Below are 13290 nucleotides of genomic sequence, written 5' to 3'. Positions count from 1 at the left end.
TCATCGCGCCGGCCGAAGATGCTTGCTTGCAGGTGGCCGGTGCGCCGAACACGGTGCTCGGCGGCGTTATGGCGATCAGCCTCGTCGCGAGCGTCCTGACTATCCCAGCGGAAGAGCCCGCCATGGACCGAGCGGTCACCTCTTCTGCCATCGCATACTAATTTTTTTCACGGTGAGAGGGGGCCATCTCGCGAAACCCATCCCGATGATTCACAAGCAAAAATCCCTGGCAGACGAAAATCGAAGACAATTTTCCTATTTTCGGGTGGCTTGACTCTTTTTGCCGCGAGGAACAGATACAGAACAATTAGACCTGTACGACATGACGTCGCCTGCCAACACGAACGCTTCGGAGTCCGTGAACGATGAATGCTGCCCGAAACAGGGTGATAACCGAGCTGAGAGAGCGCATCGCCTCGATGGAGAGCCCTGCCTCGCGCAAAGCTGGTTCGTTGCCGTTTCAGGTGGCGGAGATCGACGCGGCCCTTCCGGGCGGAGGTCTCGCCTATGGTGCGCTCCACGAATTCTCAGGGGGTGGTGCTGGAGCGGTCGACGGCGCGGCCGCCGCGCTGTTCGTCGCCGGCATTGCCGCTCGAACGACCGGACCGATCGTCTGGTGCCTGACGCGTCCCGACCTGTTCTTTCCGGCGCTCGCGCAGGCGGGGCTTCATCCCGACCGCGTTTATTTCGTCGAGAGCGACAAGGAGGAGGATGTCCTGGCCAACGCCGAGGAGGCGCTTGCCTATGGCGGGCTCGGCGCCGTCGTCGCCGAGCTAGTACGATTGCCGATGGTGGCAAGCCGCCGGTTGCAGCTCGCCGCCGAAAAGACGGGGGCGATGGCGATCGTCGTGCGGCGATGGCGCCGCCCGACCGAAGCCTCCGACTATGGCCAGCCGACCGCCTCGACCACGCGATGGCGCGTGAGCGTCCTCCCCTCCGAGGACTTGCCGGTCGCCACCGTCGGTCGGGCGAATTGGTTGTTGGAATTGATGCGCGTGAAAGCGGGCGAGTGCGCTGAGTATATTGTTGGAGCCTGTGATGCCTCGGGTCGTATCGATCTATCTACCGGACCTGCCGACCGACAGGATCAGGCGGGCCGATCCGTCGCTGCCCGCTGAGCAGCCGATCGCCGTCATCGCTCGAAGCGGTTCCCGGCGCTGGGTTGCGGCGGCCGATGCGGCGGCGCGGAAGGTCGGCGTGAAAGTCGGGATGCCGGCGGCGAAAGCACAAGCGCTCTTTCGCGACCTGATGCTCGTCGGCACCGATCCGGCGGCCGACGCCGCAGCATTGGAACGCATCACGCTTTGGGCGCTGACACAATATTCGCCGATCGTCGCCATGGATCTTCCCGACGGGATTGTGATGGATACGGAAGGCGCCGACCACCTCCAGGGCGGTGAGCAGAGCATGCTGACCGCGACCGTGAACCGGTTCCGCGCCAAATCCCTCACCGCCCGCGTTGCCATCGCCGACACCTGGGGCGCGGCGCACGCTTGCGCCCGTGCGATCGCGCGCGAGACCGTCATCGTGCCCTCGGGTGAGACGGCGCGCGCCGTCGATCGCTTGCCGATTTCCCTGCTTCGCCTCCCCAGCGAGGTCGTTGGCGATCTCAGGACGCTTGGCTTCCACACCATCGGCGAGTTGGCGACGACGGCGCGCGCCCCTCTTGCCCTTCGCTTCGGACCGGAGATCGGACGCCGGCTCGATCAGATGTATGGGCGCGTGGCCGAGCCCATTGATCCCATTCGCACGCCGGATATCGTCGAGGTCACCAAGGCTTTTGCCGAGCCGATCGGCGCAGCCGAGACGATTGATCGCTACGTCGGCAGCCTTGTGACGAAGCTCGTCAGCGAATTGCAGCGCCGGGGGCACGGCGTCCGACGGACCGACCTCCTGGTCGAAAAGGTCGATGGCACCCGCCAGGCCATTCGCGCCGGCACGGCCAAACCGTCCCGCGATGTTGCCTGGCTCACCAAACTGTTCCGCGACCGCACCGAGAAAATCGAGCCGGGTTTCGGCATCGAACGGCTGACTTTGGTCGCCGTGATGAGCGAGCCGATGGAAGAGGTTCAAAAAGCGTCCTCGCTGGTCGAAGACCAGGTCACGGACGTCGTGCCCCTGATCGACGTCTTCGCCAACCGCGGCCAGCGGGTCTATCGCGTGACGCCGGTGGCGAGCGATGTTCCCGAACGCAGTGTGCGCCGGGTCGACCCGGTGGCGGTCGCCGCCGGCGCGACCTGGACGCAGCACTGGCCCCGGCCGGTCCGCCTGCTTTCCCGGCCGGAGCTGATCGACGTGATTGCGCTCATGCCCGACCATCCGCCGGTGTCGATCACCTGGCGCGGCAAGCGCCGGCGCGTCAAGCGGGCCGACGGCCCCGAGCGGATATTTGGGGAATGGTGGACGCGCGACGCGGAATATGAAGCGGTGCGAGACTATTTTGTCGTCGAGGATGAGACCGGCGAGCGCCTGTGGATCTTCCGCAGCGGCGACGGTGTCGATCCGGCCACCGGCTCGCATCGCTGGTTCCTGCACGGAATCTTCGCATGAGCTATGCCGAACTTCAGGTCACCACCCATTTCAGCTTTCTCAGAGGAGCGTCGTCGGCCGACGAGCTGTTTGCGACGGCCAAGGAACTCGGCATCTCGGCGCTCGGCGTGGTCGACCGCAATTCGCTTGCCGGCATTGTCCGGGCACTGGAGGCGTCACGCGAGACGAACGTCCGCCTGGTCGTCGGCTGTCGGCTCGATCTTCAGGACGGGATGTCGATCCTGGTCTATCCAACCGACCGCGCCGCCTATTCCCGGCTGACCCGCCTCCTCACGCTCGGCAAGGCCAGAGGTGGCAAGGCGAACTGCATTCTCCATCTCGATGATGTCGCCCAGTATGCGGAGGGATTGATCGGCGTGCTTGTCCCCGATCTGCCGGACGTTACCTGCGCGGTGCAGCTGCGCAAGATGGCGGAGATCTTCGGCGATCGCGCCTATTTGGCCCTGACATTGCGCCGCCGGCCGCGCGATCAGCTGCGCCTGCACAACCTCTCGAACCTCGCCATCCGCTTCGGCGTCCGCCCTGTGGTGACGAATGACGTGCTGTTTCACGATCCCGAGCGGCGCCAGTTGCAGGATGTCGTCAGCTGCATCCGGACCAACACCACCATCGATGACGTCGGTTTCGAGCGCGAAAGGCACGCCGATCGTTTCTTGAAGCCGCCAGAGGAGATGGAACGCCTCTTTCCGCGCTATCGCGAGGCGCTGGCGCGCACGATGGAGATCGTCGCCCGTTGCAAGTTCTCGCTCGAGGAGCTGACCTATCAGTATCCCGAGGAGGCCATTGTCCCCGGCATGGATGCCCAGGCATCCCTGGAGCACTACGTCTGGAAAAGCGTTCCCGACCGCTACCCGGAGGGACTGCCACCCAAGACGCTGCAGATCGTCCGGCACGAACTCGACCTGATCAAGGCGATGCAATATGCGCCCTACTTCCTCACGGTGTTCTCCATCGTCAGGTTTGCTCGCTCCCAAGGCATCCTCTGCCAGGGGCGCGGCTCCGCCGCCAACTCCGCTGTCTGCTATATTCTCGGCATCACCTCGATCGACCCGGAAACCAATGACCTGCTTTTTGAACGCTTCGTGAGCCGGGAGCGTGATGAGCCTCCGGACATCGACGTCGATTTTGAGCATAGCAGGCGTGAAGAGGTCATCCAGTGGATCTACAAAACCTATGGGCATGACAAGGCGGCGCTATGCGCAACGGTGACCAGGTATCGTGCCAAGGGCGCGATCCGGGATGTTGGCAAGGCGTTGGGCCTCCCGGAGGACGTGATCAAGGCGCTCTCATCCGGCATGTGGTCATGGTCGGAGGAGGTTAGCGATCGCAACGTCCGCGAACTGAATCTCAACCCGGAGGATCGGCGCCTAGTCCTGACGCTGAAGCTCGCGCAGCAACTGATGGGCGCGCCCCGCCACCTCGGCCAGCATCCCGGCGGCTTTGTTTTGACACACGACCGCCTCGACGACCTCGTTCCGATCGAACCTGCGACGATGAAAGATCGGCGGATTGTCGAATGGGACAAGGACGATATCGAAGCGCTCCGGATGATGAAGGTCGACGTGCTGGCGCTCGGCATGCTGACGTGCATGAGCAAGGCCTTCGACCTGATCCGCGAGCACAAGGGCCGCGATCTCGATCTTGCGAAAATCGAGCCGGAGGACGCGAAAACCTACGAGATGATCCGCCGAGCCGACACGCTCGGCACGTTTCAGATCGAGAGCCGCGCACAGATGTCCATGTTGCCGCGCATGAAGCCGCGGACGTTTTATGACTTAGTCATCCAGGTGGCGATCGTCCGGCCGGGGCCAATCCAGGGCGACATGGTCCATCCATACTTGCGCCGGCGCGAGGGCAAGGAGCAGCCGGAATATCCGACGCCGGAGCTGGAAGCCGTGCTGAGCAAGACGCTCGGCGTGCCGCTGTTTCAGGAGTCGGCGATGCGGGTGGCGATGGTCTGCGCCGGATTTACCGGCGGCGAGGCGGACCAGCTCCGGAAAAGCATGGCGACATTCAAGTTTACAGGCGGCGTCTCGCGCTTCAAGGACAAGCTCGTGAACGGAATGATCGACAACGGCTATTCTGCGGAATTCGCGGAGAAGACATTCGGTCAGCTGGAGGGCTTTGGCTCCTATGGTTTTCCTGAGTCACACGCGGCGTCGTTCGCCTTGATCGCCTATGCCAGCAGCTTCATCAAATGCCACTATCCAGATGCCTTTTGTGCGGCCCTGCTCAACTCGCAGCCCATGGGATTTTACGCGCCCGCCCAGATCGTTTCCGATTGCCGCCGGCACGGCGTTGAGGTGCGGCCGGTCTGCATCAACCGTTCGCGTTGGGACTGCACATTGGAGCCGATTGGCGATGGCGAGCGGCACGCCGTCCGTCTCGGGATGCGCATGGTGCGTGGGTTGGCGACCGCCGACGCGGCAAAAATCACGGCCGCCCGCGCAGATCAACCGTTCGACAGCGTTGACGATATGTGGCGCCGCTCTGGCGTGCCGGCGGCTTCGCTTGTGGAACTGGCCGAGGCAGACGCCTTCCTGCCCTCCCTCGGCCATGAACGGCGAGACGCGATCTGGGCAATCAAGGCCTTGCGTGACGAACCACTCCCCCTCTTTGCGGCCGCAGCCGAGCGCGAGGCGCGCACCATTGCCGAACAGCACGAACCTGATGTCGAGCTGCGTCAAGTGACGGAAGGCCATAACGTCATCGAGGATTATAGCCACACGGGACTGACGCTGCGCGAACATCCGCTTTCCTTCCTCCGCCGCGATCTGTCCGAGCGGCGCATCGTCACCTGTCAGGAGGCGATGGCGGCGCGCGACGGCCGATGGCTGATGACCGCCGGCCTGGTGCTGGTCCGGCAAAAGCCGGGCAGCGCCAAGGGGGTCATGTTCATCACCATCGAGGACGAGACCGGCCCGGCCAACGTCGTCGTCTGGCCAAAACTCTTCGAGCGGCGCCGGCGGGTCGTGCTCGGATCCTCCATGATGGCGATCAATGGCCGGATCCAGCGCGAAGGCGAGGTCGTTCATCTCATCGCCCAGCAGCTGTTCGATCTGTCGATCGATCTATCGAGCCTGTCCGAACGCGATACCGAATTCCGGCTTCCGGCCGGGCGCGGCGATGAATTCGCCCATGGCGGCGGACCGGACCCGCGCGATCGCCAAGCGCCGGCCGTGCGCCCACGCGACATGTACACACCCGATCTTCATATCGGCACGCTGAAGGTGAAGGCCCGCAATTTCCATTAGCGTTGCCGCCTTCTCCGGGCCACCCGGCCTATCATCAGCCGGCTCTTTGCTATTCCAACGCCCTCCCTCCCCTATCGAAACCTGCGCGGCCGCGCCAGCAAGGCGGAACTGCAATCGCGGCCGGCTGTTGCACCGTGCTCCGCAGACTGAATCTTAGAATCTCAATCGTGGGGATCAGATTTCTGAGGGGGGTGCCAAGCCAATTGGCATGAGGCCGGCCGCCCGCTTTTTGGGCGGCGCGGTACGCTTTGCGCGCCGTCAGCCATCGCAGCCAGCGCCCGCACACGATCCTGATCGTGTTGGGTCGGTTCCAGAACCCATTGATGCGATTCTCGGACACGCTGATAAGACCCCTCCGCGCTGCCTCCCGGATAGCATAACGCGCCGTCGTGCACCCGACGCCGGCGCGCGCGGCGATTTCGGGCAATGACATGGTCGCTTGCCCACAATCCATCACCGCTCTGGCGATGACCGAGAGCACGGCGAGCTTGCTGACCGTGAAAGCCTGCGCCAGATAGGTCGGAATGATGCAATCCTTGGCGAGAGAGCGCCGGCGAAGCCAGGATGTCCCTCGCTTTTGCAAGGGGATCGCAGGCCGGCAATGACGAACACACGCCGCCGTCCGTGCCACGCGCATTCTCTCGGCGACCGACTTGCGCTGGTGGTCTATGACCGGCGCCAGGTATGCCATCTCCTCGTCGGCGATCAGTCCTTCGCCGTTCAGTATCCAGGCTGCTTTCGCGCATTCGTCAACTTGTTGATTCGTCCCCGCTGCGAGCAGGCGCGACAATAGGTTCGGCCCATAGGCCGTCCGGATCGTGGCAAGCATGATCTCTCCTCATTCCTTGATGATCAGGAAGAGATCGGACCGCAAGACACACGTTCCCGTGGCAAGAATTAGCTTGCAGCGGCGGCGTCGATATGCGAAAAAATCAGTGTCTATAAGACTTTTGCGCACATCATCGTGTGTCACTCGACCCGTCTCTCCGAGGCGGGTTTTATTTTGTCTACGGCATAGGACCTCCATGGCTCGTTCGCTGGCGGAGCGAGTCACAAGAGTAATTATATTTTACACTTTCAACAAACAGAAAGCTGGCCTGCCGCGAAAACGCCGCTTTTCACTCGTGTAGGGGTTGCGCGAAGAATGAGCTTGGCGGAATCAGCGCCGCCCGCTCTGCCATGACCTTATCGAACACCCCTCCGCCAACCCCGCGCAAAGGGATAGAGCTGAGTGCTCGCCCTTGACGCTGTGAATGCAACGATGGGGAAGGAAAGGAGCCGCATATGGCCATTGAGAGTGCCGCCGAACTTGTGCAGGTCCTCGCAGAGGAACTTCAACGTCGAGGCATAAAGCTTCACGAATTCGCGGAATCGACGGGCATAGCGGAGGAACGCCTTGAATTCCTCTTGGCTGGAGATTGGCACAAGCTGACGCTGCGGGAGATCGCGACGATCACCGAATGCCTTGACGTCGACTTTTCGGGCCTCTGGTCATTGCTCGCCCAGGAGCGCGGAGACGGGATGGGTAAATCGTCCCGCCCATAGGCCGCTTCCATTTTCCCGCGCGGTCGTCTCGGCGACCGCATAGGCTGCTGAAACCGGAGCACCCGACGGGAACGTCGCCGCGAACGCAGCGCCCGACGAAATCAGGGCGGTCCCGACATCGACCGTGGCGCTGCCAACCTGAGCGGCGCAGACGACAAAGGTCGCCTCGTCCTTCGCCATGCCGACCGGCTGGCAGCCAATCGATCCCGTGGAAAACAGCGCCGCGAGCGATCCAATCGACTGCAATCCGCAATCGGCTTCGGCCCCGTCGGGAGCGCGATAGATGGTATTGCGGAGGCATGCCTGCACGCCGAACAGCCTGTATTTCGTGCCTTCATACTCCCAGGTGTCGCCGGTCTCGAAGCTCACCGCCGATGGAAAGGAGATGGTTTTCTCCTGCGCCGATGCTGCGCCGGCGACCAGCAACGCAGTGACGATCGAAAGCTCAATCCGCATTCTGGAACCCCATGGATCGTGAGAGAGATTGCGAGGCCTCAAGATCTGGACGACGGGAGCGACCGTCCGGCGTTCGTCCGATATTGGTCAGACCGAGAAACACCATGCTGTCGTCGTCGTTCACTGTTCGGAACGGCTCGCCATTTCCCCCAACGAGGACGAAGCACGACGCCGGCATGGCCTCGCCGTCGGCAGACGTCAGGGCCAAGGTCTTGCACAGGATGACGCTGCCCCGCCTGTTGTAGACCGCCTCGGCATAGTCTCGCGCCGCGTCGTCGCAGCCCCATGTCTGGACACTGTTGTAGACGACCTTTTCCGTTGGACAGGCGGTGAGGCCGCGTAAGCTGATGCGCCGGCCCGCGATCGTCCGCCCGGTCGGGCCGTCGATCCCTATGGCCCCTTCAAGCCTTTCCGTCGACCGCGCCACAAGCTTCCCTTCAGCATCGAAACGCTCCAACACGAAGACCTTGGCACCCTGTTCCGCGAACTGGCGAAGGTAGTCGGCGGAGGGCTCCGCATAGGGATCCGCGCCCTCCGTGTTGGCGACCGCTGCACCTCCAATGAGGAGCGAGACGACGAATGTGGTAACCTTGAGTTGTTTGTGCATAGCAGAAAAAGCCATTTGTGAATTGACACGGGAATCCCTAGCGAATTAATTATAGTTTATTCATACCTGCGGCAACCCGGACGAAAAATTTGAAAACCACCCTCCTCTTCCTCCTCCTCACCACCTCGGCAATTGCCGCGCAAGCCTGCGAACCGGTCGACGCGGATCGCGTTCTGGAGCTGGTGCGGACCATCGCCACGGACGAAGAGCTAGACCCCGATCTGGCGCTCGCTGTGGTTGACGTCGAGAGCGCCGGCGGCAGGCATCAGGTCTCCGACGCGGGCGCCCTCGGCATCATGCAGCTGATGCCGGAGACGGCTTCTGACTATGGCGTGACCGACCGTTGCGACCCGGAGACGAATATCCGGGCCGGCGTCCGCTACCTGAAAAAGCTCTATGGCGAGTTCGACGACCCGCTGCTGATGCTCGCTGCCTACAATGCAGGCCCGGAGCGGGTTTACCAAAAGGGTGGCATCCCCGAATTCAACGAGACCACGCTCTACATCGCGAAGGTCATGAACCGCTGGACGCTGAACGCCAAAGCGTCGGCGGCCGAAGAAAAGCGCGGAGGAACCCGCTTCCCCCGGAAAGAGACAGTCGCCCTCGCGCCATCCCCCTGGCGCGACCAGCACGTCTGGACCGCCGAATAGGTTCCGAACCCCAAGACGACTTTCAATCTCCAAGACACGAAGGACATCCGAATGAGCATTTTCCCGATCACGCCGCGCCCGCGCGCGATCCTGTCGCTGGCGCTGCTGGCCACCTCCATCGCGCTCGTCCCGGAATTCGCCTATGCGCAGTCGGCGGCTCCGGTCGAAGGCATCCTCGAATGGTTCACCGGCGTGCTGCAGGGCAGCGTCGCCCGCTCGCTTGCCATCATCGCCGTCTGCTTCCTCGGCTTCCTGTTCCTGACCGGCCGCATGGCCTGGCAGGGCGCGATCTCCATCGTGATCGGCATCGCGATCATCTTCGGCGCCGCCGAATTGGTCGACGCCATGAAGGCGGCCGGGGGTGTCTGACATGCGTGACGACGCTCCCGATGTCGAGCCGCTCATCCAGCCATTGACCCGGCCGCCGATGTATTTCGGAGTCGACATCATCGTGTTCGTGGTGAACGGCATTTTCGGGATCGTCGTCTTCATCGCATCGTCGAACTTCCTGGCGCCGCTGGTCGTGCTGCCGGTGCATTTCATCGCCCTCTACCTGTGCCAGCGGGACATCCACATCGTCCGGGTGGTGCAGGTGTTCCTGTCGATGCGCAGGGCGATCCGCAACGGGCGTTTCTGGAAAGCGGGGAGCTACGCGCCATGAACATCGTCAATCATGACCTGAAGTTCGGGCGTGAACGCGCCCGCGATCTGGGGATCGGCACCCATGTCCCCTACCTCCGGCACGTCGACGAGGAGACGATCGTCACAAAGTCCGGCCTCCTGCTGCAGGTGATCCGGCTCTCGGGCCTGCCCTACCAGACCATGGACCAGGCCGAGATCAACGCGCGTCTCGCCAACCGAAACATGACGGTTCGCTCGCTCGGATCGTCGCGCTTCGCCCTCTACGCCACCATCATCCGCCGCAAGATCGTGCCTGAGATCGACGGCGACTTCGACAATCCCTTCGCCGACGAGCTGAACGCCCGCTACATGGACGGGCTGAGGGACCGGACGATGTTCGTCAACGAGCTGTACCTGACGGTCATCCGGCGCCCCATGACCGGCCGCGCCGGCAAGGTCGACCGCATGTTCGACGTCTTCCGGATGGCGGACAATGAGGTCGAAGCCAGGGGTGAGGCGCTGCGCGACCTGAAGGACATGGTCTCGGGGATCGTCGGCGATTTTCGGTCTTATCGCCCGGAGATCCTCTCCTGCGTGACCCGCGACGGTGGTCTCTATTCCGAGCCGGCCGAATTCTTCGCCAAGATCCTCGCCGCCGGCGACGAGCGCACCATGCCCCTGCCACGCATGTCGCTGGCCGACTATGTCGGAACCGGTCGCATCTTGTTCGGCCGTAAGGCGACGGAGATCTGGTCGTCCGATGGCGCGACGTCGAAGGTCGCGGCCATGGTGTCGATCAAGGAATATCCGCCGATGACGACACCCGGCCAGCTCGACGGGCTGCTGCGCCTGCCCTACGAAATCATCGTCACTCACTCCTTCGCGCCGGAAGACCGGACCACCGTCACGGAAGCGATTGCGACGATCAGCCGGCAGATTTCGAATTCCGACGATGGCGGCACGGCTGTCGAGGACGATATCGAGGCGGCGCGCGACCGGCTGGCTTCGGGTGAGGTCGTCTTCGGCAAGCACCATATGACCGTCGCCGTTCTCGAGCGCGACCTGTCCCGGCTGAACCGCGCCGTCGCCGACGTCACCGCCGAGCTGGCGCGCATGGGCGTGGTCGCCGTTCGGGAAGACCTCAATCAGGAGGCAGCGTGGTGGGCACAGCTGCCGACCAACTTCTCCTACATCGCCCGGCAGGGCCTGATCTCGTCCGTCAATTTCGCCGGGCTGTTCTCCGCGCACAATTTCCCGTCCGGGCAAACGCATAAGGTCCATTGGGGACTGCCGATCTCGCTCCTGGAGACCACCAGCCAGACCGCCTACTTCTTCAATTTCCATGAAGCGGATGTCGGCAACTTCACGGTCATCGGTCCGACCGGTTCAGGCAAGACGGTGGCGCTGTCCTTCCTGCTCGCGCAGGGGATGCGCGTCGAGCCGCGGCCGCGCTGCGTCTTCATCGACAAGGATCGTGGCGGTGAGATCTTCGTGCGCGCCATGGGCGGGCGCTATGAGCGGCTGTCCCCAGGCGAGCCGACCGGCTTCGCGCCGCTGCAGCTTGAAGACACGCCGGCCAACCGGAGTTTTGGCAAGACTCTGGTTTCATACCTCGTCACGCCCTCGGACCGGGTGCTCAATGCCGAGGAGATGGCGGTTATCTCCGATGCGGTCGACAGCATCTACACCGATTTCGAGCGGCCGCAGCGCCGTCTCGACATGCTCGCCGAGGCCATGCGCGGCCGCATGCGAGCCGGTATTGGCGATCTCGCCGACCGGCTGAAGGAATGGACGACGGGCGACAAAGGCTGGCTGTTCAACAACCCGACCGACAAGCTGGATTTTGTCGGCTCGGTGATCGGCTTCGACATGACGGAGATCCTCTCCGACAAGCGCACGCGCTCGGCGGCACTGCTTTATATGTTCCATCGTATCCAAGAGATCCTCGACGGCCGCCCTTCGCTGATCTTCCTCGATGAGGGCTGGCGCCTGCTTGATGACGACGTCTTCTCCGGTTTCATCAAGGACTGGCTCAAAACCATCCGCAAGATGAACGGCATCGTCGGCTTCGGCACACAGTCGGCGGCCGATGTGGTGCGCTCCGACCTGCGCAACACGATCATCGAACAGACGATGACCAACATCTTCTTCCCGAATGCGTCGGCCGACGAGGAGAGCTACCGCAAGGCGTTCGGCCTTTCGGAAAAGGAATTCCGCTTCGTGAAGCAGGCGGACAAGGCGAGCCGCACTTTCCTCATCAAGCACGCCCAGGACTCGGTGATCGCACGGCTCGATCTGTCGGCGATGCCCGACCTCGTGAAGGTCTTGTCCGGGCGACCGGAGACGGTGCGCGAGTGTCAGGCGCTACGCGAAACCTACGGCGACGAGCCGGCCGCCTGGCTCCCGCATTTTTGTGGCTGGACGAACCCGGAGGCGACCGATGCGTAGAACGATCCTTCTCCTGCTCTCCGCAACGCTGATGACTGCGCCCGCGCCCTCCGCCCTCGCGGATATTCCGGTCATCGACGACGATGTGCAGGAAAAGCGTGCCGAGGACGAGGGGCATTCCAAAAAGGATAAGGAAACACAAGGTCAGCAGCTCGAAGGGCAGGAGATCACCAACTGCAACATTTCCCAGAAGGAAAAGAACCGGCGGCTCTACCGGTCGCCGGCGCAGGCGGTGAAAGAAGATGCCAAGAACGTCGAGCTGATCAAGCACTATGCCGAAAAGTACAATGTGCCCGTCGGACTTGCGCTTTCGGTTGCACATGCGGAGTCGGGGATTTCCACCTGCTCAGGCTCGCCGACCGGGGTGAAGGGCGTGATGCAGCTGACGAAGCGCACCGGCAAAGGCATGGGCTTCGACCGCGACATCAACGAGGAGAATATCGAGGGCGGCGTCAAATATCTCGGCATGGGCGTCAACAAATGCGGCAGCACCGATTATGCCTGCCTTGCCTCCTGGTACAATGGCTCGACGGCGGCCGAGCAGAAAAACTGGGCCGGCAAGGTCGGCCGGAACCACACCTGGTTCAACGCCTATGCCGGCGGCTCGAACATCGACGACATCTCCTCGCCGTCGTTCGAATCCTACGTCGATTACGGCTCGGGCGGTACGCGCGGCTCGAACCGCGCGGCGGCCGGCACGGTCGACCGGGCCGTTTCGGGCATCGACGCGAGCACGGCGCGCGTCCAGGAGGCCGGCCGCCGCATCGATGCGCTGTCGGCGTCGGTCGGCGCGTCGGAAATCTATCAGGATGCCTGGGACGACAACACGCAGGCTCGCGCCGTCAATGCCGAGCTTCTCAACAACCTGATCACCGCTCGCAATCTCTTCAACGAGCTGCTGCAGGCGCGCATGCAGATGCGACTCTCGAAGACCTCTGAGACGGCGAAGACCCTGAAGTCGGATTCGAAGGTCAATCCCTATAGCTGCGATCCGGTGATCCTCGAAGAGATGAAGGTGCCGCGCGAGGACTGGCCGCACTGCGCCGTGGTCGCCGCAGCCGACGCCGATACCGAAATCCTGTCATCCGGCGGCACTGACCGCTCGATCGGCAACAATCTTCTGTCCATCCAAAACGCCGCCAACGCGGCCGATTAAGGG

The 13290-nt window shown here is 63.0% G+C and carries 12 protein-coding genes; 9 read left to right on the top strand and 3 right to left on the bottom strand.

Features of this window, described 5'->3' with window-relative positions; genetic code table 11:
• Nucleotides 1–365 precede the first annotated feature (365 nt).
• Genes WMC41_RS30945 through WMC41_RS30935 form a run of 3 tightly spaced genes read left to right on the top strand, consistent with a single transcriptional unit; the run spans nucleotide 366 to nucleotide 5804 of the window.
• The gene (locus tag WMC41_RS30945; RefSeq protein ID WP_432349931.1) at nucleotides 366–1118 is read left to right on the top strand and encodes an ImuA family protein; all 753 of its coding nucleotides are present in this window, start codon (nucleotides 366–368) and stop codon (nucleotides 1116–1118) included.
• A complete protein-coding gene (locus tag WMC41_RS30940) occupies nucleotides 1039–2550 on the top strand; it encodes a Y-family DNA polymerase (RefSeq protein WP_432349930.1) in 1512 nt (503 codons plus the stop codon). The genes WMC41_RS30945 and WMC41_RS30940 overlap by 80 nt, the downstream gene beginning before the upstream one ends.
• Nucleotides 2547–5804, top strand: coding sequence for an error-prone DNA polymerase (locus tag WMC41_RS30935; RefSeq protein WP_432349929.1), 3258 nt, complete (start codon nucleotides 2547–2549; stop codon nucleotides 5802–5804). The genes WMC41_RS30940 and WMC41_RS30935 overlap by 4 nt, the downstream gene beginning before the upstream one ends.
• A gap of 49 nt (nucleotides 5805–5853) precedes the next feature.
• Here WMC41_RS30935 and WMC41_RS30930 read toward each other — a convergent pair whose 3' ends face one another.
• Complete coding sequence (locus WMC41_RS30930) at nucleotides 5854–6633, bottom strand: hypothetical protein (RefSeq protein WP_432349928.1); 780 nt, start codon at nucleotides 6631–6633, stop codon at nucleotides 5854–5856.
• 455 nt (nucleotides 6634–7088) lie between these two features.
• Between WMC41_RS30930 and WMC41_RS30925 the strand changes: the two genes are divergently transcribed.
• Nucleotides 7089–7349 carry a helix-turn-helix domain-containing protein gene (locus tag WMC41_RS30925; RefSeq protein WP_432349927.1) on the top strand — a complete coding sequence of 87 codons (261 nt, stop codon included), beginning with the start codon at nucleotides 7089–7091 and terminating at the stop codon, nucleotides 7347–7349.
• Here WMC41_RS30925 and WMC41_RS30920 read toward each other — a convergent pair.
• Both WMC41_RS30920 and WMC41_RS30915 read right to left on the bottom strand, forming a co-directional pair.
• Entirely contained in the window at nucleotides 7296–7805 is a 510-nt protein-coding gene (locus tag WMC41_RS30920) for a thermonuclease family protein (RefSeq protein WP_432349926.1), read from the bottom strand. The genes WMC41_RS30925 and WMC41_RS30920 overlap by 54 nt on opposite strands.
• Nucleotides 7795–8427 carry a hypothetical protein gene (locus tag WMC41_RS30915; RefSeq protein ID WP_432349925.1) on the bottom strand — a complete coding sequence of 211 codons (633 nt, stop codon included), beginning with the start codon at nucleotides 8425–8427 and terminating at the stop codon, nucleotides 7795–7797. The genes WMC41_RS30920 and WMC41_RS30915 overlap by 11 nt, the downstream gene beginning before the upstream one ends.
• Before the next feature lie 74 nt (nucleotides 8428–8501).
• On the opposite strand from WMC41_RS30915, the gene WMC41_RS30910 reads away from it, so the two are divergent.
• The 5 genes from WMC41_RS30910 to WMC41_RS30890 are packed head-to-tail and all read left to right on the top strand — an operon-like array spanning nucleotide 8502 to nucleotide 13287.
• Nucleotides 8502–9062 carry a lytic transglycosylase domain-containing protein gene (locus WMC41_RS30910; RefSeq protein ID WP_432349924.1) on the top strand — a complete coding sequence of 187 codons (561 nt, stop codon included), beginning with the start codon at nucleotides 8502–8504 and terminating at the stop codon, nucleotides 9060–9062.
• A 51-nt stretch (nucleotides 9063–9113) separates the two neighbouring features.
• Nucleotides 9114–9431: a TrbC/VirB2 family protein gene (locus WMC41_RS30905; RefSeq protein ID WP_432349923.1), complete on the top strand. Its 318-nt coding sequence runs from the start codon at nucleotides 9114–9116 to the stop codon at nucleotides 9429–9431.
• A gap of 1 nt (nucleotide 9432) precedes the next feature.
• Nucleotides 9433–9723, top strand: a complete 291-nt coding sequence (locus tag WMC41_RS30900; RefSeq protein WP_432349922.1) for a type IV secretion system protein VirB3 — start codon at nucleotides 9433–9435, stop codon at nucleotides 9721–9723.
• Nucleotides 9720–12131 carry a VirB4 family type IV secretion/conjugal transfer ATPase gene (locus WMC41_RS30895; RefSeq protein ID WP_432349921.1) on the top strand — a complete coding sequence of 804 codons (2412 nt, stop codon included), beginning with the start codon at nucleotides 9720–9722 and terminating at the stop codon, nucleotides 12129–12131. Before WMC41_RS30900 ends, WMC41_RS30895 begins: the two co-directional genes overlap by 4 nt.
• Entirely contained in the window at nucleotides 12124–13287 is a 1164-nt protein-coding gene (locus WMC41_RS30890; RefSeq protein ID WP_432349920.1) for a transglycosylase SLT domain-containing protein, read from the top strand. The genes WMC41_RS30895 and WMC41_RS30890 overlap by 8 nt, the downstream gene beginning before the upstream one ends.
• Nucleotides 13288–13290: the final 3 nt, after the last annotated feature.

The organism is Shinella yambaruensis (assembly GCF_050859155.1).
GTDB lineage: Bacteria > Pseudomonadota > Alphaproteobacteria > Rhizobiales > Rhizobiaceae > Shinella > Shinella yambaruensis.
Note: the sequence above shows the minus strand (reverse complement) of the source record. Positions and strands in the feature narration are given on the sequence as shown.